Below are 18,232 nucleotides of genomic sequence, written 5' to 3' on the forward strand. Positions count from 1 at the left end.
GCGGCTCTAAGGCCAGGCCGCGACCGGAGGCAGCGACGACAGGATCGAGGCGACGTTGCCGCCCGTCTTCAGGCCGAAGATCGTGCCGCGGTCGTGCAGCAGGTTGAACTCGACGTAGCGCCCGCGGCGGACGAGCTGCTCGGCGCGGTCGGCCTCGGTCCAGCCCTTGGCCATGTTGGCGCGAACGATCGCAGGATAGACCTCCGCGAAGCGCTCGCCGACCGAGCGGGTGAAGGCGAAGTCGGCCTCGAAGTCGCCGGTGTTCACCCAGTCGTAGAAGATGCCGCCGATCCCGCGCGGCTCGTTGCGGTGCTTCAGGAAAAAGTACTCGTCGCACCACGTCTTGAACTTCGGATAGTCGGCCGGTGCATGGCCCTCGCAGGCGGCGCGCATAGCCGCGTGGAAGGCGAGCGTGTCCGGGTCGTCCTGGCGGCGGCGGCGGTCCAGCACCGGGGTCAGATCCGCCCCGCCGCCGAACCAGGCGCGGCTGGTGACGACGTAGCGCGTGTTCATGTGCACCGTCGGCACGTTCGGGTTCACGGGGTGCGCGATCAGCGAGATCCCGGACGCCCAGAAGCCGGGCGCCTCCATGGCGCCGGGGATTTCCTTGCGGAACTCTGGCGCGAACTCGCCGAACACGGTCGAGACGTGCACTCCCACCTTCTCGAACAGGCGCCCCTTCATAAGCCCCATCACGCCGCCGCCGCCGTCGGCGCCGGTGTGGTCCTGCCGCGACCAGGGCGTCCGCTCGAACCGGCCCGCGGGGCCGTCGCCGGGCGCCTCGTCCTCCAGCGCCTCGAAGCTCGCATGGATGCGGTCGCGCAGGGTCTCGAACCAGGCGCGGACCTGCGCCTTTCGGGCGTCGAGCTGGGCGGGGGAGGGGATCATGACGTTCGGACCGGCGCGTTCTCAGGGGAGCATGGTCTTACGCGTTCGCGTCGCCGCTTGGAAAGCCTCGCGCTGCCTTACGTCGCGTGGGGAGACGTGCGAGGCTTTGACGGACCGCCGACGCGGCCGATGCGTATGCATCGAGGCGGGTCTTGTGCAGTGCAGGAAGAGACGGTAGCTTTGCCGCGGCGAGCAGTATTATTGTAGGGCTACATGGCGAAAAAGGTCGTTTTCACAGCGGTCAAGAACGAAGGCCCGTTTCTACTTGAGTGGGTCGCATATCATATTGCGATCGGGTTCGATAAAATTCTGATCGTGTCGAATGACAGCGATGACGGTACGACAGAGATACTGAATGCTCTGGCCGCAGAGAACGTCATCGAACACTTCTATCATAATGTGAGGCCTGAAGAATCGGCGCACGGCAAGGCGGCCGAGATCATCAACCGCAGCGGTTCGATCGCGACCGGCGACTGGGTGATGTGGCTCGACGGCGACGAGTTCCTTAACGTCCATATCGGCGACGGCACGGTCGACGCGCTGATCGAGCGGATCGGCAAGCGTCAGGGCATGCTCGTGAACTGGCACTGCTTCGGAGACTCCGGCCACGCCGTCTTCCCCGGACGGTTCATCTCCAAGGATTTCACGCAGTCGGACACGCGCGACTACGGGCGAAACCGCCGCGTCAAGACCATCTTCCGCTGGATCGAGGGCCAGACCAGCTTCATGCGGAACCCCCACCGGCCCCGCATCTCGCCAGAAGCCGGTCTGAAGAACGCCTCTTTCCTCAACGGTCAGGGCGCGTCGCTGGACGGGAAATTCCCGACGCACAAGGAGTGGCTGAACGGCGACGAGGCGACTGCGCCGCGCTCGCTGATGCATTGCTGTTCGAGGGCGGACTACGGAACCGACATCGCGCAGGTCAACCATTACACCGTGCGCACCAAGGACATGTATCGCCTGAAGAAGCACCGCGGGCGGTCGCACCCCAAGGTCAAGGCGAACGGCAAGGCCAACACCGAGCGTCACAACGACGATTTCTTCAACGAGTTCAACCGCAACGAGGCGTTCGACGACTCGATCCTGCGGTTCGAGCAGCGCACGGCGGAAGGCGTCGCGGCGCTTATGGCGAAGGAGGCCGTCCGCGCGGCGCACCTCGATTCGATCGAGAAGACGCGCCAGCGCATCGCCCTGATGGAGGCTGGCGAAAGCGCGCCGGCCGCGGCGGAGTCAGCGCCGGTTCCCGCTTCCGCACCGGCCCCCGATGTCGCCGGCGCCGCGCCCCAGGGCGAGAGCTACGAGCAGCGGTTCCTCGCGCGTCGGAAATCCATCATGCCGTGGAACAAGACGCCGGACAGCGAGGTCGCACGGCAGCGAGAAGTGCAGGCGGTGCTGGCGAAGCTGGCCGGCGCCGTCTTCGGGAAGGGCAGCTACGTCTCGCCCGACGCCTACATCTTCACGACGCGGTTCCGGCTGGGCGCCCGCAGTTGGGTCGCAGGCGAGACGATCATCCGCGGCGAAGTCCGCATCGGCGACAACAGCACCGTCAACGCATATTCGCAGATCGCGGGTAAGGTGACCATCGGCTCCGGCGTCCGGATCGCGTCGCAGGTGTCGATCTTCGGGTTCAATCACGGCTACGCCGACGTGGCGACGCCCATCTACAAGCAACCGATCTCTACGGAGGGCGTCACCATCGGCGACGGCGTCTGGATCGGCGCGAACGTCGTGGTCACCGACGGCTGCAGCATCGGCGCCAACACGATCGTCGCCGCGGGATCCGTCGTCACCAAGAGCTTCGGGGACAACCTGCTCATTGCGGGCAACCCGGCGAAGGTAATACGCAGCAGAATTGAAGCGCCTAATGTCGAGATGTTAGCAAATAAACAAACATAGAACGGGGGAGTCAGATGTCCGTCCGCGAGATCATCTACGGGGAAAATTCTCCGTATGAAGGCTTTTCGAAGAACCCAAGCCGCGTCGACATGCAGGGGTGGGGGTCGGAGCACCCGGTCTTCAAGAAGGTGATCGACGCGATCAACCCGTCGCTGATCATCGAGGTGGGCACTTGGAAGGGCGGCTCGGCCCTGCACATGGCCAAGCTGGTCCGCGAGAAAAGCCTGAACGCCGAGATCGTCTGCGTCGACACCTGGCTCGGCAATTGGCAGCACTGGGCGCGCAAAGACGGCGTGGGCAGCGTCAAGGACCTCGCCCTCGTGAATGGGTATCCGACGCTGTACTACACGTTCCTGAACAACGTCGTCTGCGCAGGCTATGAGGACATCATCACGCCATTCTCTCTGCCCGGCTATTCGGCGTACAAGTTCTTCGAGAACAAGAAGGTCAAGGCGGACATCGTCTATATCGACGGCGATCACGAATATGACGGCGTGCACCTCGACCTGCGCACCTACTGGGAGGTCGTGAAGCCCGGCGGCGTGCTCGTCGGCGACGACATCAACTGGCCGGGCGTGCGGCGCGCGGTCAAGGAGCTGTTCGAGGACAAGAACATCCCGATGAAGATCGAGGATCGCAAGTTCGTGGTGCGGAAGTCGACCGCCAAAGCGAAGAAGTGAGCTTTTCCGCGACCGCGGCCTGACGGGGCCGGGCCGGCGGACGATCCGCCGATCCGGCCGCCGTCAGTCGGGTCGCGCGATGGTCGCCGCGACGGGCTTGGTCCGGCGCTCCCGCATCAGCAGGTAAAGCCCCGACGCGATGACGACCGAGGCGCCCGCGAGGGTCCATCCGGTCGGCACGTCGCCGAACACGACGTAGCCGAGCGCGATCATGCCGATCAATTGGCAGTAGATGAACGGCGCAAGGACCGCCGCCGGCGCCAGCCGGTAGGCTGCGATCAGAAGGAAGTGGCCGAGACCGCCGAGCGCGCCGAGCATCGCCATGAGCCCCCAGTCGACGGCGCTCGGCCAGGTCCAGAAGAACGGCGCGGCCGGCGTCATGACCACGACGCCCACAAGGCCGGAGTAGAACAGCGTCGTCGTCGTCGGGTCGTGCCGGGCGAGCACGCGCGTCGACACCAGATAGAGCGCGTAGGCGACGCAGCCGAGGAAGGCGATTCCCGCCGCCCAGTGCAGGCCGCCGAGACCCGGCCGCGTGACGATCAGAACGCCGAGGAAGCCGACGAGGATCGCGGCCATGCGCTTCGGGCCCACCCACTCGCCGAGGATCGGCCCGGCGAGGATCGCGACCAGGAACGGGGTCGTGAAAGTGATCGAGATGGTCTCGTCGAGCTGCAGGAAGATCAGCGCGACGAAGTTGCAGGCGGTGCAGGCGAGCAGCATCAGCGCGCGCCCGACCTGGAGGCCTGGTCGGGCCGTCCGCATCAGCCCCGGCGTGTTCCAGGGGTTGATGAAGGGCAGCGTCAGCAGGAAGTGGAACACGTAGCGCGCCCAGACCACCTGCACCGTGTCCATGCGCCCGTTCAGGATCTTCGCGGTGGTGTCGAGGCAGCAGAAGCAGGCGAGCGCCGCCAGCATCAGGCCCACGCCCTTGAGGCGCGCGCGGCGGGCCTCGGCGCCGACGGCGTCGAGATTTCCAGCGAAACGGCGGGCGGCGTCCGCCATCAGCGAAGCGCGCCCGGGCGTCGATGTCGCGGCACGGTTGGACCTTGGTGCGGGCGGAACGGAGCCGGCGCGAAAACCCGCCGGCTCATGGGCGGCTGCCGCCGTTCCCGAAAAGCGAGCGGACATGTGTTCACGGGAGGAAAAAAAGAACAAGCCCTGACGCCATGCGCGCGGCGCATGCCGGACGTCACTCGAGCTCGTCGTCCGGGGCGTCCTCGACGGGCGTCTCGTCAACGGGCGCGCCGAGCCGGCCGGCGACGTTCTTGCCCATCTTGCGCAGCAGCTTCTTGAGCCGCTTGCGCTCCTTGCCGTCGAACCCCTCGATCGCCTCGGTCTCGAGCCGCGCCCACACCGCGTCGACGGCGGCGGCGCGGAGGCGGCCCTCGGGCGTCAGGTCGACGCGCACCACGCGCCCGTCGCCATTGGTGGTCCGCCGCTCCACGAGCCCCTGCGCGGCGAGCCGGGCCACGGTCTTGGAGGCGGTCGGCGGACGGACGCGCAGCTCGGAGGCGAGGTCGCCCATGGTGCGGCCGTCGCCCGCGGCGAGCAGGTTCAGCACCTGCTCCTGGCCGGGGAACAGGCCGAGCTCCGCCAGCAACTGCGCCGCCCGCGCCCGATGCAGCCGCGCCACATGCATGAGTTCGTAGCCGATCGTCTTCGCATACGGATTCTTGGCCATCCGAAACTCCCGGCCGCGACTGTGAAAAGCATGCGGCGCCTCGCTCTCGAAGTCGAGAGCGGCGCGGCTGAGCTGAGCCGGCTCGAAATGCGATATCATGACTTTATGACGCTGATGATCACGGCATTCGGTCCGTTCGACGGAGGCTGGAACGTCTCGGATCGGCTGCTCGACGCGCTGGAGCGCGACCGGGCGGAGGTGGAGGAGGCGTGGGGAGCGCCGGTCGCCTTCGTCCGGCTCGTCGTGGACACCGAGACGATCGAACGCCAGCTCGACGACGCGCTCGCCGAGGTCCGACCGTCGCACCTCCTGCTGATGGGGCAGGCGGCCGCGCGGGACGGCCTGACGCTCGAACGCGCCGCCCGCAACCGTCGCGACCTCGCCGCGCCCGACGCCTGCGGTCGCCGCGGCCCGCTCGGGCCGGTGCGCGCCGGCGGGCCCGACCTCCGCGCCGCCACCTGGCCCGATCTCGCGGGCGCCGCCGCGGCGCTCGCGCAGGCCGGGTTTTCGGCCACGGTCTCCGACGACGCCGGCGCGCATCTCTGCAATCAGGCGCTCTACCTCGCGCTGGAGCGCGCAGGTCCGCCCGCGACCTTCCTGCATCTGCCGCCATGCGCGGAGCAGGTCGCGGACCGCGTCCCCGCGGCGCTGCGGCGACCGAAGGCTCCGCGTCTGACGATCGCCGAGATGGCGCGTGCGGTCGGCGTCGTTCTGCGGCATACCCGGACGATCGCCGCCGCCGCGTGACGCGGCCTTCGCGCAGGAGTTTCGATGGCAGGGCCGCGCCGCCGCTGGACCGACATGACCACGGAGGATTTTCGCGAGGGCGACGTCGCGTCGTGGATCGCGGCGCTGCCGGTCGCGGCCGTGGAGCAGCATGGCCCGCATCTGCCGCTCGGCGTCGACGTCATGCTGGGCGAAGGCTACCTCGAACGGGCGCTGGCGCTCGCGCCCGACGACCTGCCGGTGACGGCGCTGCCGACACAGGCGGTCGGCCTGTCGCCGGAGCATCTCGCCTTTCCCGGCACGCTGACGCTGTCGCCGGAAACCGTCATCCGCGCCTGGACCGAGATCGGGGCCTCGGTGGCCCGCGCCGGCGTCCGCAAGATCCTGTTCATCAACAGCCATGGCGGCAACTCGGCTGTGCTCGACGTCGTGGCCCGCGCGCTCCGGGTCGAGCACGGCATGCTCGCGGTCGTCACGAGCTGGCACCGGCTGGGCTATCCCGACGGCCTCTTTTCGGCCGAGGAGCTGCGCAACGGAATCCACGGCGGCGAGATTGAGACGTCGGTGATGCTGAAGCTGCGCCCCGATCTCGTGCGCCGTGACAGGGCGGACGATTTCCGCTCCGCCGCCTACGGCATGGAGCGCGACTACGCCCGCCTGAGAACCTCGACGCCGGCCGGCTTCGGATGGATGAGCCAGGATCTGCACCCGTCCGGCGCGATCGGGAACGCGGCGGCGGCGACGTCGGCCAAGGGCGAAGCGGCTCTCGCGCACGGCGCCGCCGCCTTCATCGAGCTGCTGCGCGACATGCACCGCTTCCCCGTGGACAGCCTCGGAACCGCCGCCGGCGCGCCATGAAGCCGCGTCGAGGCTCGACAAGCGCCGCTGCGGCGCTCACCATGCCGCCCAACAGCGAAGAACGGGAGGGAGACCGTCGTATGCCGGACACGCGCCAGGAAGGCGAACTGATCCAGGGCCTCGCCGTGATCGAGACCACCGAGACCGACAACGTGCTGCGTTGGGACGGGACCTCGGTCTATGTCGAGCACGACGTCTATCACAACGGCCAGCTCGTTCACCGCAAGTACCGCCGCAAGGTCACGCCCGAGGTCGCCCGCGCGCTGCTCAGCGTCATCGTGAAGGCGTCCTGACGGCCTCGGCGGCGCGCCGGTAGGCGCCCCCTCTCAGCGTCGCTCTGAGAGACGACGCTTCTCAGCGTCGCTCGGAGATCAGCCGGGCGATGGCGGCGCGGGTCTCGGGCACGCCGAGGCCCTCGCGGCTCGAGGTGGCGAGCACCTCGGGGTAGGCCGCCGGGCGCCGCGACAGCGCCTTCAGCGTGTCGGCGATCCGTCCCTCGCGCTCGCCCTTCGGCACATGGTCGAACTTTGTCAGCACGATCTGGTACGAGGTCGCGGCCTGGTCCAGCACGCCGAGCACGTCCTCGTCGACCGTCTTCAGCCCGTGCCGGCCGTCGATCAGCACCAGCACGCGCGCGAGGCTGGCGCGGCCGCGCAGGTAGGCCTTCACTAGCCCGGTCCAGGCGCGCACCTGCTCCACCGGAGCCTGCGCGTAGCCGTAGCCCGGCATGTCGACGATATAGGCCTGGCCGCCGAGGTCGAAATAATTGAGCTGCTGGGTGCGGCCGGGCGTGTTGGAGGTCTTCGCCAGCGTCTTGCGGCCCGTCAGCGCGTTGACGAGGCTCGACTTGCCGACGTTGGAGCGTCCGGCGAGCGCGATCTCGGGCCGGTCCATCGCAGGCAGCTGCTCGAGCCTCGCCGCGCCCATGACGAAATCGCACGGCCCCGCGAACAGCTTGCGGCCGATCTCGGGGAACGGGTCGTCTTCGGTGGGCGTGTCGGTCATCGGGGTCGCGGCTCGCTTCGGCTGCCGTCGGGGACGGGCGGCGCCATCCCGAACGAAAAAGGGCCGGGCGTCGAGCCCGGCCCGCATCTTCAGGCCGCCCCTCGGGACGGCGTCCCGTCAGGGCTTGGCGGTGTCCGCCGGTTTCGGCTTCTTCCGGAACACCTCGAGCGTGTTGCCCAGGATGTCCGGCTTCACGCCCTGCCGCCGCATGATCACCCACTGCTGGATGATCGACAGGAAGTTGTTCCACGACCAGTAGATCACGAGGCCGGCCGGGAACGACGCCAGCAGGAAGGTGAAGAACACCGGCATCCAGTTGAAGATCATGGCCTGCGCCGGGTCCGGCGGAGCCGGGTTCAGGCGCATCTGCACGAACATCGTCACGCCCATGATCAGCGGCCAGATGCCGATCAGCAGGAAGTGCGGCACGTCATAGGGCAGCAGGCCGAACAGGTTGAACAGCGAGGTCGGGTCCGGCGCGGCGAGGTCGTGGATCCAGCCGAAGAACGGCGCGTGCCGCATCTCGATGGTCACGAACAGCACCTTGTACAGCGCGAAGAACACCGGGATCTGCACCACGATCGGCAGGCAGCCGGCCAGCGGATTGATCTTCTCCCGCTTGTACAGCTCCATGAGCTGCTGCTGCTGCTTCACCTTGTCGTCGGCGTAGCGGTCCCGGATCTTCATCATCTCCGGCTGGACAAGCTTCATCTTCGACATCGAGACGTAGGACTTGTTCGCCAGCGGGAAGAACACGAGCTTCAGCAGCACCGTGACGATCAGGATCGCCACGCCGAAATTGCCCACGAGCTTGAAGAAGAAATCGAGCGCGTAGAACATCGGCTTGGTGATGAAGTGGAACCAGCCCCAGTCGATCAGCAGCTCGAACTTGCGGATGCCGAGTTCGCGCTCGTAGCGGTCGATCGCCTCGACCTGCTTGGCGCCGGCGAACAGGCGTCCCGTCACCTCGGCCGTCGCGCCGGGAGCGACCGTCATCTGCTCGAGCAGGTAGTCGGCCTGGTAGCTGCGGCCGCCGTCCTCGGTCGTGGCGAAGCGGGCGGTGTAGGGCTTGTCCTGGGGCGGCGCGAGCGTCGCGGCCCAGTACTTGTCGGTGATGCCGAGCCAGCCGCCGGTGACCTTGAAGGTCCGGGACTTCTGCTCGGCGAGCTTCTTGTAGGCGATCTCCTGCAGGCCCTCGTCGCCGAGCACGCCGATCAGGCCCTCGTGGAGGATGTAGTAGCCCGAGACGACGGGCTCGCCATGGCGCGAGATCAGCGCGTAGGGGAACAGCGAGGCCGGCTGGTCGCCAGAGTTGGCGACGCTGTCCTTGACCGTGAACAGGAAGTCCTTGTCGACCGAGATGGTGCGCCGGAAGGTCAGGCCCTGGCCGTTGTCCCAGGTCAGCGTCACCGGGTTCTGGGTGGTGAGCGGGCCGGTGGTTTCGGCCTTCCACTCGGTCTGGGCGTTCGGCAGCGCGGCCGTCCCGCCGGGCGCGTTCACGAAGCCGAACTCGGCGTAGTAGGGCTGGGGGCTCCCGAGCGGCGCGAACAGCACGATCTCCGGGCTCTTCGGGTCCACCGTCTCGTGGTAGTCCTTGAGCGTGACGTCGTCGACGCGGCCGCCGATCAGCGCGATCGAACCATGCAGGCGGTCGGCGTCGATCGGGATGCGCGGGCTGTCGCGCAGCGCGCCCTCGCGGGTCTTCTGAGTCGCGGGCGGCGGAGCGGCGGAGGGCGCGCCCGGCTGCGGGACGGCGGCGCCGCCCGGCTGGGGCGCGCCGTTCGCGGCCTTGTCCTGTGTCAGAGCCTGCTGCGTGGCCTGCTGCTCGCGCTGGGCCTCGATCTGCGGCCGCGCGAAGAAATACTGCCAGCCGATGAGCACCAGCGCCGACAGGGCGATCGCGAGAATCGTGTTGCGGTTGTCCATCGTCGTCCGCGTGTCAGGCGAGCCGGTCGTTCGGCGGGGAATCGGGGGCGGGAGAGCGTTCCGGAGCGGCGTCGTCACGCCGGGGCGCGCGGCCGAGGCGGCCATGGGCGCGCCTCACGGCCTCGCCGAGATCGCGGACGATCCGGTCGAACTTGGCGTCGAGCACGGCGCGGCGCGCCACCAGCACGTAGTCGCAGCCCGAGCGGGCGGCGCCGGGAAGCGCGAGCGCGACGGCCGCGCGCAGGCGCCGCTTCATCCGGCTGCGCTCGACCGAGCCGCCGACGCGCTTCGTCACGGTGAGGCCGACGCGCGGGGTCGCCGCGGGGTCGCCGCGGTCGAGGACCTGCAGTCCGATGAGCGGGCCGCCGATCTTCACCGCGTCGCGCGTCGCAGCCACGAAATCGGCGCGGCGGCGCAGGGTTTCGAGACCGGCCGCGGCGCGAGGCATGTCCGGCGTCAGGCGCTGAGGCGCTTGCGGCCCTTGGCGCGACGGGCCGCGATCACCTTGCGGCCGCCGACGGTCGCCATGCGCGCGCGGAAGCCGTGGCGGCGCTTGCGGACGAGCTTGCTGGGCTGATAGGTCCGTTTCACGGGTCTCTTCTCCGGTCGGCGCCGCCAAGTCCGCCCCGCCCTTCGGCGGGACCGGCGCGACGCGGTCAAAACAAAACGGCCCGCGAGGACGCGGGCGCGATCACGGGCGGCTTATAGTGTCGGCGACGCCGCGAAGTCAATGACGCGGCGGCGCCGTTGACGCGATCCTGAAAGGGCGTCCGGGCGCGGCGGGCGGGGGCCGGCGGCGGCGTTTCCGGCGGCTCCGGTTTGACGAACCCTCTGGCCCGCCGCATCATCCGCGCCGCGCGCCGCTTTTCCCGTTTGCGCCCCCGACGCCATGACAGCCGACACCTTTCCATCACCCACGGGCGGACGACTGGGCCTTTCCGGCAAGCTGCTCGGCCTGACCGTTGCGTTCGTCATGCTGGCGGAAGTGCTGGTCTACGTGCCGTCGATCGCGAACTTCCGGCTGAACTTCCTCGACGACCAGATGAACCGGGCGCGCACGGCGGCGCTGGCGCTCGACGCGGCCCCGGAGGGGGCGGTGGCGGAGCCGCTGGCGCGACGCCTGCTCAAGAGCGTGGGCGCCGTGGCGCTCGCGCTGAAGGACGGCGACGCGAGGCGGCTGCTCGCGGTCTCCGACATGCCGGCGGAAGTGGCGGTGACCGTCGATCTCCGCGATCCGGTCGGCCCCAGCTCCGTCATCGACGCGTTCGACACGCTGCTGAACGGCCACAAGCGCCTCGCGCGGGTGGTGGACGAGGCGCACGGCCAGGGCGAGTTCATCGAGATCGTCGTCGACGAGACCGAGCTCAGACGCGCGATGCTGTCGTTCTCCGGCACGGTGCTGATGCTGTCGGCGCTGATCTCGATGATCGCCGCGGCGCTGGTCTATGTGGCGCTCGACCGGATCATAGTGCGCCCGGTGCGGCGCCTGACCGCCACCATGGTCGGCTTCGCCGCGGCGCCCGAAGACGCCAGCCGGATCGTGGTGGCGTCCGGCCGCGCCGACGAGATCGGCGTCGCCGAGGCCGAGCTCGCCCGCATGCAGACGGAAATCCACGACCAGCTGCAGCAGAAGTCCCGCCTCGCGGCGCTCGGGCTCGCGGTCAGCAAGATCAACCACGACCTGCGCAACCTGCTGGCCTCCGCGCAGCTGATGTCGGACCGCCTCGGCACGGTCGCCGACCCCACGGTGCAGAAGCTCGCGCCTAAGCTGATCGGCACGCTCGACCGCGCCATCGCCTTCTGCCAGTCGACGCTGTCCTACGGCCGCGCGCAGGAGCGCCCGCCGGCGCGCCGCATGGCGCCCTTCGCCGAGGTGGTGGAGGAGGTGCGCACCGCGCTCGGCGTCGCGCCCCATGGCCGGGTCGGCTTCGCCGCGGCGGTGGAGCGCGGGCTGCTGATCGACGCTGATTCGGAGCAGATTTTCCGCGTGCTGCTCAATCTCGGCCGCAACGCCGTGCAGGCGTTCGAGAGCCGCGGCGAGCCGGACCCGGATCGCGACCAAATCCGCATCTCCGGGCGGCGCGAGGGCGGCGTGGTGGTGATCGAGGTGTCCGACACCGGGCCGGGCGTGCCGCGCAAGGCGCGCGAGCACATGTTCGAGCCGTTCCAGGGCTCCACCCGCGCCGGCGGCTCCGGGCTCGGGCTCGCCATCGCCGCCGAACTGGTGCGCGCTCATGGCGGCTCGATCGCCCTGGTCGACGGCACCATCGGCGCCACCTTCCGCATCACGGTTCCGGACCGCCCGATCGACCTGCAGGCGCGCGCGCGCCAGCGCGCCAGCGCGTGACCCGGCCCGGCGCGGCGGATTTAAGCCGCGCATCGCGGCGCTTGCATTCCGTCCGGCGAGCGGCTAACTAACCGCCCTCGCCGTCGGGCAACGCCCGCGGCCAGCGCGCCCGTAGCTCAGCTGGATAGAGCACCAGACTACGAATCTGGGGGTCAGAGGTTCGAATCCTTTCGGGCGCGCCATTCATCCCACTGAAATCGCTAAGCATTTTGACGCCGCCGGGATAAGCCCGTTCCCCGTGGTTTGCAGCCGGTTTGCAAACGCTGTTGCTTCGGCGTTCTCAAACAGGTGGATCGCCGCTTCCGACAGCCGCTTGGTCCGGGAGAGGTAGCTTTCGAGAATCCGGGTCGCGGACTCCAGCGTGTGGCCGGTGATCGCGACGATGCCCGGGATGGCGACGTTCGCCTCCGCCAGCAGGGTCACGGCCGTGCCGCGAAGGTCGTTAAAGTGCAGCCGTTCGGCGCGCTTCTCGGGATAAAGCTCCGCGTCCTTCATGCGAGCCGTCCACGCCTTGCCGAGCGCCTTGTCGTCTTTCTCGGTGTGCCACGGCCGTCCGTCCGGACGCGTGAGGATGAACGGCCCCGCCTTGGGTGTCGCGTCGAGCATGGTCTTGAGCGCGGCCGTGCATTTCACCCACACGCGCATGTCCGTCTTGGACTGCTTCAGGCTGATCGCGTCGCCGTCGTAGTCGGACCAGCGGAGCCGCACGAGGTCGCCGTAGCGCTGCCCGGTGTGGATCGCAAGGATCATGGCGCGCTGAAGCTCGACGGGCGCGCCGTCCATGAACTTCACGATCTCCGCCTCGGTCTAAATCTTGTCCGAGCGATCGCCGTCGTACAGGCGCTCGAAGCCCTTCAAGGGGTTGCGCGCGATGCGGCCCTTCCGCAGGGCGTAGGAGAACACGGCCGACAGGATCGTGAGCCGGTTGTCGGCGTCCCGGGGCCGGTCGCGGCCGATCTCTTCTTGGTAGTCGATGAACTTTCCGATGACCCGGGGGGAGGCCAGCGCGACGACGGGCATCGTCCCGAACTTGGTCTCCAGATGCGTCAGCATCCGCTTGTACTCGCGCCGAGTGGACAGCGGCTTGCTCACGAACTTCGGCGACGCCTGATACTCCCGCATGAGCCCGCCCACGGTGCCCGCGTCCCGAGGGGCCACACGCTCCGCGTCCTGATAGTCCGCAAGGAACTGAGCGGAGCCGGGGACGCCGGTGAGCCGCTTCCCGCTGCCGCGATGGTAGAAGTAGAGCCGCATCGAGCCGTCCGCGAGCCGCTTGCGGACTTGGTTCACGCCCTTCAAATCAACCGCCACCATGCTCGGCTTCCCATCTCGCCAACGCCGCATCGGCGTCATCAGCAAAGCCTTGCACGACTCCGTCGAGTCTAAAAACGGCCTGTCTGAGTGCTTCGACCGAAATCCGGCCTGTGACATTCATGGGAGGAAGTAGTTTTTGCCTCGCATACTTGTCGTAGGTCGCCACGCTCATTGAACAAAGTTGCGCCGCCATAGTCTTATCGACCATGAGCGGGGCGAGATTGGTCAAGAGCAAGTTGCGGCTTGGCCTCTTGTCTTCGACTTCCATGGTCCTGACACACGTCTCCCGTGTCGCTCCATGGGCGAAACGGCGGGTTGCGGCTGGGGTACGGCGGTCAGGACACCGTGGCCCAGATATAGCGTGGATCAGCGACCCGCGCCAGCGGCGCGGCTCAGAAACTACCGTTGAGACGGACGTTTACGGCGCCCGAGGGATTGTTCTCCGAAGTAACGGCGACGCCGATATACGTGTTTCCGGAGGCCGTCTTATTGGCGAGCTTCGTAGTCGAGTCCCAATAGACCTTGTCACCGATGTTGATGGCGAGTGCGGACACCTTCGGAAGCGTGTGCACGCCAACCGTCACGAGGTCGAGGTCGGCTCCGGTTTCGGCGTCGCCAGCGGCCACGCCGTACAGCGCGCCGACCACCACGACGTCGCCGGAGGCGACGACGGCGGGGCTGGGGATCGTGATGTTTTCGCCCTTCTGGACGTGGTTACGCATGGTCGAGCCCTTTCGAGGTTCTGAAGGTGAAGGCGTTGCGGGTGCGCCCGGCCATGGTCGCGATCTCTTGGTCCAGCGCGACCATGGCGCGCGCCAGTTCGGCGTCGGATCGGTATTCAACTTCCTCGCCGTTCGCGTCGCGGACCCGGCGCACGCCGTTGTATCGAGCTTCCTCAAGCTCGACGCGGGCGCACCGGAGCCGCTTCAGCCGCTCGGCGGCGGCTTGTTCGTCAGGTCCGCTCACGGTCCCGGGTTCCGGACCGCGCCGCGCCAGTCGAGCGCGCCCGCGCCGAAGTCGAGCACGACGCGGAACTCGCGGCTGAGCACTTCCCAGCCCTCGCGCTCGCTCATCTGCGGCCCCGGAGCCGACGACAGGTAGCTGTATTCGAGGATCGGCGCGGAGGCCGGGTCCGCGACCACGAACCACGAGTCGGCCGTGATCCGAGGCTCGACCAAGAGCGTAAGCTTCTGGCTGAAGGGATTCACGTCCGCCGTGGTCGCCGCATAGATGCTGGCGAGTACCTTTTCGGCTTCGGTCTCCAGTTCGGGACCGACCACGAGATAGCGGGGCGTGACCGCGATGCGGGTCTTGCCGTCGAGCCCGGTCTGATTCCGCATGGCGAGGCGAGCGTCGGACAGCGCCTCGACGCTCAGGGCTGCGCCCGTCAGAAGGTTGCCGTGGTCGGCATGGAAGAGCCGCTTCGTGTCGCCCATCACAAGACCGGCCCCGTTGGACTGCGACAGCAGCCCCCACAGGAGCGCGGCTTCCGTCTGAGCGGCGGCCTGCCCGGCGGCGGTCGCCCAATCATTGAACGCCCCGAGGTCATCATTGATGAGCGCCTTGCGGGAGATGGTGAAGAGCGCGCCATAGGTGTCGAGCGCGTAGCTCTCGACGGCCTCGGACCGGGAGACGTGCTTGATCTCCCCGCTCTCGCTCACCTTCTGAAGCGCGCCGATCTCTCCGAGACGGAGCGCTGACCCGGTGCGGAAGTCCACGCGTGAGCCCTGCCGCGCAAGCGTCTTCAGGACCGACGCGGCGGCCGTGTAGGACGCCAGCAGCGTCCGGCGGCCCGCGCCCGTGAGAAGGGCCGGAAAGTCGCTGGTAGTCGTCATGGCGGCGCGGAAGAGCGCGTCCGGGTCCATGCCGACCGTCGAGACGCCGCGCGCCTCCAGAGAGGCCCGGGCGAAGTCGCGGAGAGAGAAGCCCAGGAACGGCCGGGCCGCCTCCGCGCGGGCGTCGTCGAGCGCCACGCCGCCGCGAGTGGCGAGCGCGTCTTCCATGGCGCGGCGCTGGATAGCCGGGTCAGCCTCGGGCGCGGCCGTGCGGGTGCGCGGCGTGCGGCGGGTGCGGTCTTGCATCGCCTCGAAGGCGGCGGCCCGGGCTTCCGTGGGGGTCGCCTCCGCGTCGATCTGCTCATCCGCCCACGGCGCGGGCGATACCACGGATGGCGGCGCGGGTTTCAGTGACGGTCGGCTCGGCTTCGGGCCGCTCGACGGTCTGGACGTCATCTTCTTCCATGGTGCGACTCCTAAAGCTCGCTGCGGGATCAGCGGCCACGGGGACCGCGCTGACTTCGAAGACCGCCCACGAGGTGGCGGTGCGGATGCGTTGGCCGCCCTCGACGCTCTCGCGCCAGTTGGCGACCGGGTAGCCGACAGAGACGCCGCGTAGCGTGCCCTCCCGGATGCGGGTGACGGCCGGGGCGGCGTCGTCTGCGGTCGAGAGACGGAGGACCGCCACGAGGCGGCCCGGCTCATGCCGGAGGCTCTGGACCACGCCGATCACGTCGCGCGCGCCGCCCTGCCGATGGCCGTCGAGCAAGGGCGCGCCGCCAAGGCTCGCGGTGTCCAGCCCGGCCGGGTCCAGCCGCTCGATAAAGCCGCCGCGCGCGTCGCGCCGCGCCACGTCCGCATAGGCCGTGATGACGGCCTCGGCGGTCATGGCGTCACCATCGAATGTGCTCGGGCCGAACGAGCCGCGACGAACGATCAGGGGTGCGGCTTCGGCCGGGATGCGCCGCAGAATGGTGCGCTCCGCCATCACGTCGTCACGCTCGGGGCGGACCCACGTCGGATCGTTCTTGCGCTTCCCGGCCACGCCGGTCGCGACCCTGCCGCTAGGCATCGGCGAACTCCTCGGTTGCTGCGAGCTCCGGCGCGCCGAAGGACAAACCCAAGGCGGCTTCGCGCTCCCGGTCGGCGGCGATCTCCGCGTCTAGTTCCTCGACGCTCCAGCCGCGTTCGGCGACCTTCTGGCGGCGCGATGCGAGGCCCGCGTTGATCTCCGCAACGTCGGCTTCAATCGCCTTCTGCGGGTCCACCTGAGCCCATGCGGGCGGGAGCCATTCGGCGGTCGCCTCGGGCACGCCCGTGAGAAGCTGCACGCGGCCCCAGACGGGGCGGAGCATCTGCGGCACGAGCACGCCGTACTGGACTTGCTCGACACGGGGCGCGGAACGGGATGAGGCCCGCGCGGAGGCTCGAATAGTTCGCCCCGGAGAGGTCGCCATCGAGCATGTGGCTCGGCAGGCCAAGGCCCGCCGCGAGGCCCCGAAGCGAATGCTTCACGAACTCGGCGGTCTGCTGAGCCTGCTGCGGGGTGTTGAATTTGATGTCGAAGCCGTTCGGAAGCCGCCGGACGGTGCCGGGCTCCAGCGAGATATCAGCGGGGTCGCCGTCGAACGGCTCGCCCGCGCCGTTCTGGTCCACGAGGAAGGCGGCATGCATGGCCGCGACCTTCGCGCCGACCAAGAGCGCATCGGTCAATTGGTCCAGTTCGTTCGCTGGCAAAATGATCGGCGCGAGCCACGAGACGCCGCGCACCTGCCCCGGGGCGATAGCGGCCATGACGTGGAGCACGTCGGCGGCGTCCACCCGGACGGGTGCGGCATAGCTGGCGAACGCCTGTGTCGGCCGGTGCGGGAGCACCCAATAGGCAACGCGGCGGCCGGAGGCGTCGAACTCAACGCCCTGCACGATGTAGCCGCCCCCGTCGAGGTCGCGGGTCATCGACTCGTCAACCTGCTCCGCCGGAATGACGAGCGCCCGGAAGCCCTCGTCTTCAGCCCGCAGCAGGACGAAGGACTCGCCGTCCTCAACGAGTGCCCGGGCGATGACCGCCTGAAGGCCCCAGAAGTCCGTGCGGCCGTCCGCGTCGGCGTCGAGCGCCCACGTGTCGAATTCGGCGACGGCCTCCGCGCTCTCACTCGTGGGGCGGATGCCGGAGCCCACGAGCGCCGTTGTCCAGTTCGCGACCGCGTTGCTGAGCCACTGATTGTTCCGGGTGAGGTAGCGGGCGCGCGCCCGGACCATGAACGCCGCCGCGCCGATCTCCGGGTTGATTGGCCCGAACGTCCCGACGCCGCGCAAGCGCCGACCGCCCGCAGCGCCGTCGAAGCGGCGGACCGCGTTCGGAGCGGCGGGACGGATCAGATTCGCCAGAGCGGTGCGGGCGCGGTCGAGCATCAGTGCGTCGCCGCTCCGGGCTCGCGGACCACGCCCACGAGCTTCGCCATGACGGTCGCGAGGTCGATCATCGTGAGCGTGCGAAGCTCATAGCCGTCGCCCGCGTGGAAGTTGGTCCCGACCGACCCGCCGCCCGGGTTGCGATAAAAGCCGTTGCGGACCCGGGCTTTGATGCGCGGCCGGTCGTCGTCGGGATGGCGGAACGAGCCGATCTCAAGCGCCCAGCCATCCACGCCCGTCACGTGCATGTCCAAGAGATATTCGGCGGGCGTGAGGGGCTTGCGCGAGGGATCGGCGCGAAGCGTCGGGATGCCCTCCGGCCAATCGTCCACGTTCCAGTTCGTCAGCGCGTTCGACGCCGCGAGCAACACATCGGAGTCGTTGAAGCCGTGGTCGCAGAGGCGGCCAAGGCAAGCGCCGATGAAGACCTCCGGCGCGCCGTAGAGATACGCACCCTTCCGGTCGCCCATGTAGAGCGCGGCCGGGGTGATGTAGTTGCGGCGGACGAAGCCCCGAAAGCGGGCCACGAGGCCGTCGCGGTCGAGCGTGCCGCCCTCGGATAGGCGCTCCGCGACCTCAACCGACGTAATGCCGCTCTCGCGGTCCATGGTCTCCGGGACGTCCCGCGCGGGCCAAGCGATTTCGGTCTGCATCTTCGTCTCCTCAGGAAGTTTCCCGAATAGACCGAGTCCAAAGCATGGGAGTCAAGCTGATTCGCGAG

Annotated in this window: 23 protein-coding genes and 1 tRNA gene; 7 read left to right on the forward strand and 17 right to left on the reverse strand. The window is 68.7% G+C overall.

What is annotated here, in order from left to right; translation table 11 throughout:
• Nucleotides 1–6: 6 nt before the first annotated feature.
• Nucleotides 7–888, reverse strand: coding sequence for an oxygen-dependent coproporphyrinogen oxidase (gene hemF, locus ACFSCV_RS10030; RefSeq protein ID WP_378799452.1), 882 nt, complete (start codon nt 886–888; stop codon nt 7–9).
• Between the two features lie 213 nt (nt 889–1,101).
• On the opposite strand from hemF, the gene ACFSCV_RS10035 reads away from it, so the two are divergent.
• Together ACFSCV_RS10035 and ACFSCV_RS10040 are read left to right on the forward strand one after the other, a co-directional pair.
• Nucleotides 1,102–2,784, forward strand: coding sequence for a glycosyltransferase family 2 protein (locus ACFSCV_RS10035; RefSeq protein ID WP_378799453.1), 1,683 nt, complete (start codon nt 1,102–1,104; stop codon nt 2,782–2,784).
• Between the two features lie 14 nt (nt 2,785–2,798).
• Nucleotides 2,799–3,464, forward strand: a complete 666-nt coding sequence (locus tag ACFSCV_RS10040) for a class I SAM-dependent methyltransferase (RefSeq protein ID WP_378799454.1) — start codon at nt 2,799–2,801, stop codon at nt 3,462–3,464.
• Between the two features lie 63 nt (nt 3,465–3,527).
• Here the strand turns inward: ACFSCV_RS10040 and ACFSCV_RS10045 are convergent, their stop codons facing one another.
• Nucleotides 3,528–4,469, reverse strand: coding sequence for a DMT family transporter (locus ACFSCV_RS10045; RefSeq protein ID WP_378799455.1), 942 nt, complete (start codon nt 4,467–4,469; stop codon nt 3,528–3,530).
• 187 nt (nt 4,470–4,656) lie between these two features.
• On the reverse strand, nt 4,657–5,148 hold the full coding sequence (locus ACFSCV_RS10050; RefSeq protein WP_378799456.1) for a MarR family winged helix-turn-helix transcriptional regulator: 492 nt from the start codon (nt 5,146–5,148) through the stop codon (nt 4,657–4,659).
• Nucleotides 5,149–5,253: 105 nt separating this feature from the next.
• On the opposite strand from ACFSCV_RS10050, the gene ACFSCV_RS10055 reads away from it, so the two are divergent.
• From ACFSCV_RS10055 to ACFSCV_RS10065, 3 genes are all read left to right on the forward strand, one after another.
• Nucleotides 5,254–5,895: a pyroglutamyl-peptidase I family protein gene (locus tag ACFSCV_RS10055; protein WP_378799457.1), complete on the forward strand. Its 642-nt coding sequence runs from the start codon at nt 5,254–5,256 to the stop codon at nt 5,893–5,895.
• Between the two features lie 24 nt (nt 5,896–5,919).
• A complete protein-coding gene (locus ACFSCV_RS10060) occupies nt 5,920–6,732 on the forward strand; it encodes a creatininase family protein (protein ID WP_378799458.1) in 813 nt (270 codons plus the stop codon).
• 80 nt (nt 6,733–6,812) lie between these two features.
• Nucleotides 6,813–7,025 carry a hypothetical protein gene (locus ACFSCV_RS10065; RefSeq protein ID WP_378799459.1) on the forward strand — a complete coding sequence of 71 codons (213 nt, stop codon included), beginning with the start codon at nt 6,813–6,815 and terminating at the stop codon, nt 7,023–7,025.
• A gap of 61 nt (nt 7,026–7,086) precedes the next feature.
• On the opposite strand, the gene yihA is transcribed toward ACFSCV_RS10065, so the two are convergent.
• The 4 genes from yihA to rpmH form a co-directional block, all read right to left on the reverse strand.
• Nucleotides 7,087–7,737 carry a ribosome biogenesis GTP-binding protein YihA/YsxC gene (gene yihA, locus ACFSCV_RS10070; RefSeq protein ID WP_378799460.1) on the reverse strand — a complete coding sequence of 217 codons (651 nt, stop codon included), beginning with the start codon at nt 7,735–7,737 and terminating at the stop codon, nt 7,087–7,089.
• 117 nt (nt 7,738–7,854) lie between these two features.
• Complete coding sequence (gene yidC / locus ACFSCV_RS10075; protein ID WP_378799461.1) at nt 7,855–9,663, reverse strand: membrane protein insertase YidC; 1,809 nt, start codon at nt 9,661–9,663, stop codon at nt 7,855–7,857.
• Between the two features lie 13 nt (nt 9,664–9,676).
• The gene (gene rnpA / locus ACFSCV_RS10080; RefSeq protein WP_378799462.1) at nt 9,677–10,111 is read right to left on the reverse strand and encodes a ribonuclease P protein component; all 435 of its coding nucleotides are present in this window, start codon (nt 10,109–10,111) and stop codon (nt 9,677–9,679) included.
• 8 nt (nt 10,112–10,119) lie between these two features.
• Nucleotides 10,120–10,254, reverse strand: coding sequence for a 50S ribosomal protein L34 (gene rpmH / locus ACFSCV_RS10085; RefSeq protein WP_020179492.1), 135 nt, complete (start codon nt 10,252–10,254; stop codon nt 10,120–10,122).
• Between the two features lie 298 nt (nt 10,255–10,552).
• On the opposite strand from rpmH, the gene ACFSCV_RS10090 reads away from it, so the two are divergent.
• Nucleotides 10,553–12,010 (forward strand): sensor histidine kinase, encoded by a 1,458-nt coding sequence (locus tag ACFSCV_RS10090; protein WP_378799463.1) that lies wholly within the window; start codon nt 10,553–10,555, stop codon nt 12,008–12,010.
• 105 nt (nt 12,011–12,115) lie between these two features.
• Nucleotides 12,116–12,192 (forward strand) — tRNA-Arg (locus tag ACFSCV_RS10095).
• 1 nt (nt 12,193) lies between these two features.
• Here ACFSCV_RS10095 and ACFSCV_RS10100 read toward each other — a convergent pair.
• The 10 genes from ACFSCV_RS10100 to ACFSCV_RS10145 form a co-directional block, all read right to left on the reverse strand.
• Nucleotides 12,194–12,802, reverse strand: coding sequence for a tyrosine-type recombinase/integrase (locus ACFSCV_RS10100; protein ID WP_378799464.1), 609 nt, complete (start codon nt 12,800–12,802; stop codon nt 12,194–12,196).
• A gap of 15 nt (nt 12,803–12,817) precedes the next feature.
• A complete protein-coding gene (locus ACFSCV_RS10105; RefSeq protein ID WP_378799465.1) occupies nt 12,818–13,324 on the reverse strand; it encodes a hypothetical protein in 507 nt (168 codons plus the stop codon).
• Nucleotides 13,311–13,592: a hypothetical protein gene (locus ACFSCV_RS10110; RefSeq protein WP_378799466.1), complete on the reverse strand. Its 282-nt coding sequence runs from the start codon at nt 13,590–13,592 to the stop codon at nt 13,311–13,313. The genes ACFSCV_RS10105 and ACFSCV_RS10110 overlap by 14 nt, the downstream gene beginning before the upstream one ends.
• 124 nt (nt 13,593–13,716) lie before the next feature.
• Nucleotides 13,717–14,046, reverse strand: a complete 330-nt coding sequence (locus ACFSCV_RS10115; protein WP_378799467.1) for a DUF2190 family protein — start codon at nt 14,044–14,046, stop codon at nt 13,717–13,719.
• Nucleotides 14,039–14,290, reverse strand: a complete 252-nt coding sequence (locus ACFSCV_RS10120) for a phage head-tail joining protein (RefSeq protein ID WP_378799468.1) — start codon at nt 14,288–14,290, stop codon at nt 14,039–14,041. The genes ACFSCV_RS10115 and ACFSCV_RS10120 overlap by 8 nt, the downstream gene beginning before the upstream one ends.
• Nucleotides 14,287–15,489, reverse strand: coding sequence for a phage major capsid protein (locus ACFSCV_RS10125; RefSeq protein ID WP_378799469.1), 1,203 nt, complete (start codon nt 15,487–15,489; stop codon nt 14,287–14,289). The genes ACFSCV_RS10120 and ACFSCV_RS10125 overlap by 4 nt, the downstream gene beginning before the upstream one ends.
• The gene (locus tag ACFSCV_RS10130) at nt 15,461–16,171 is read right to left on the reverse strand and encodes an HK97 family phage prohead protease (protein WP_378799470.1); all 711 of its coding nucleotides are present in this window, start codon (nt 16,169–16,171) and stop codon (nt 15,461–15,463) included. Before ACFSCV_RS10130 ends, ACFSCV_RS10125 begins: the two co-directional genes overlap by 29 nt.
• Nucleotides 16,164–16,367: a hypothetical protein gene (locus ACFSCV_RS10135; RefSeq protein ID WP_378799471.1), complete on the reverse strand. Its 204-nt coding sequence runs from the start codon at nt 16,365–16,367 to the stop codon at nt 16,164–16,166. The genes ACFSCV_RS10130 and ACFSCV_RS10135 overlap by 8 nt, the downstream gene beginning before the upstream one ends.
• Complete coding sequence (locus tag ACFSCV_RS10140; protein ID WP_378799472.1) at nt 16,345–17,511, reverse strand: phage portal protein; 1,167 nt, start codon at nt 17,509–17,511, stop codon at nt 16,345–16,347. The genes ACFSCV_RS10135 and ACFSCV_RS10140 overlap by 23 nt, the downstream gene beginning before the upstream one ends.
• A complete protein-coding gene (locus ACFSCV_RS10145; RefSeq protein WP_378799473.1) occupies nt 17,511–18,164 on the reverse strand; it encodes a hypothetical protein in 654 nt (217 codons plus the stop codon). Before ACFSCV_RS10145 ends, ACFSCV_RS10140 begins: the two co-directional genes overlap by 1 nt.
• Nucleotides 18,165–18,232: the final 68 nt, after the last annotated feature.

It is taken from the genome of Methylopila henanensis (assembly GCF_042681025.1).
Lineage (GTDB): Bacteria > Pseudomonadota > Alphaproteobacteria > Rhizobiales > Methylopilaceae > Methylopila > Methylopila henanensis.

Bases quoted from the DNA above. Each gene is read 5' to 3' on its own strand.
- ACFSCV_RS10035 (WP_378799453.1), top strand. From the start codon at position 1,102: ATGGCGAAAAAGGTCGTTTTCACAGCGGTCAAGAACGAAGGCCCGTTT.
- ACFSCV_RS10140 (WP_378799472.1), bottom strand. From the start codon at position 17,511: ATGCTCGACCGCGCCCGCACCGCTCTGGCGAATCTGATCCGTCCCGCC.
- hemF (WP_378799452.1), bottom strand. From the start codon at position 888: ATGATCCCCTCCCCCGCCCAGCTCGACGCCCGAAAGGCGCAGGTCCGC.
- ACFSCV_RS10040 (WP_378799454.1), top strand. From the start codon at position 2,799: ATGTCCGTCCGCGAGATCATCTACGGGGAAAATTCTCCGTATGAAGGC.
- rnpA (WP_378799462.1), bottom strand. From the start codon at position 10,111: ATGCCTCGCGCCGCGGCCGGTCTCGAAACCCTGCGCCGCCGCGCCGAT.
- ACFSCV_RS10055 (WP_378799457.1), top strand. From the start codon at position 5,254: ATGACGCTGATGATCACGGCATTCGGTCCGTTCGACGGAGGCTGGAAC.
- ACFSCV_RS10090 (WP_378799463.1), top strand. From the start codon at position 10,553: ATGACAGCCGACACCTTTCCATCACCCACGGGCGGACGACTGGGCCTT.
- ACFSCV_RS10130 (WP_378799470.1), bottom strand. From the start codon at position 16,171: ATGCCTAGCGGCAGGGTCGCGACCGGCGTGGCCGGGAAGCGCAAGAAC.
- ACFSCV_RS10110 (WP_378799466.1), bottom strand. From the start codon at position 13,592: ATGGAAGTCGAAGACAAGAGGCCAAGCCGCAACTTGCTCTTGACCAAT.
- yidC (WP_378799461.1), bottom strand. From the start codon at position 9,663: ATGGACAACCGCAACACGATTCTCGCGATCGCCCTGTCGGCGCTGGTG.
- ACFSCV_RS10105 (WP_378799465.1), bottom strand. From the start codon at position 13,324: ATGGTGGCGGTTGATTTGAAGGGCGTGAACCAAGTCCGCAAGCGGCTC.
- yihA (WP_378799460.1), bottom strand. From the start codon at position 7,737: ATGACCGACACGCCCACCGAAGACGACCCGTTCCCCGAGATCGGCCGC.
- ACFSCV_RS10065 (WP_378799459.1), top strand. From the start codon at position 6,813: ATGCCGGACACGCGCCAGGAAGGCGAACTGATCCAGGGCCTCGCCGTG.
- ACFSCV_RS10050 (WP_378799456.1), bottom strand. From the start codon at position 5,148: ATGGCCAAGAATCCGTATGCGAAGACGATCGGCTACGAACTCATGCAT.
- ACFSCV_RS10045 (WP_378799455.1), bottom strand. From the start codon at position 4,469: ATGGCGGACGCCGCCCGCCGTTTCGCTGGAAATCTCGACGCCGTCGGC.
- ACFSCV_RS10115 (WP_378799467.1), bottom strand. From the start codon at position 14,046: ATGCGTAACCACGTCCAGAAGGGCGAAAACATCACGATCCCCAGCCCC.
- ACFSCV_RS10145 (WP_378799473.1), bottom strand. From the start codon at position 18,164: ATGCAGACCGAAATCGCTTGGCCCGCGCGGGACGTCCCGGAGACCATG.
- ACFSCV_RS10060 (WP_378799458.1), top strand. From the start codon at position 5,920: ATGGCAGGGCCGCGCCGCCGCTGGACCGACATGACCACGGAGGATTTT.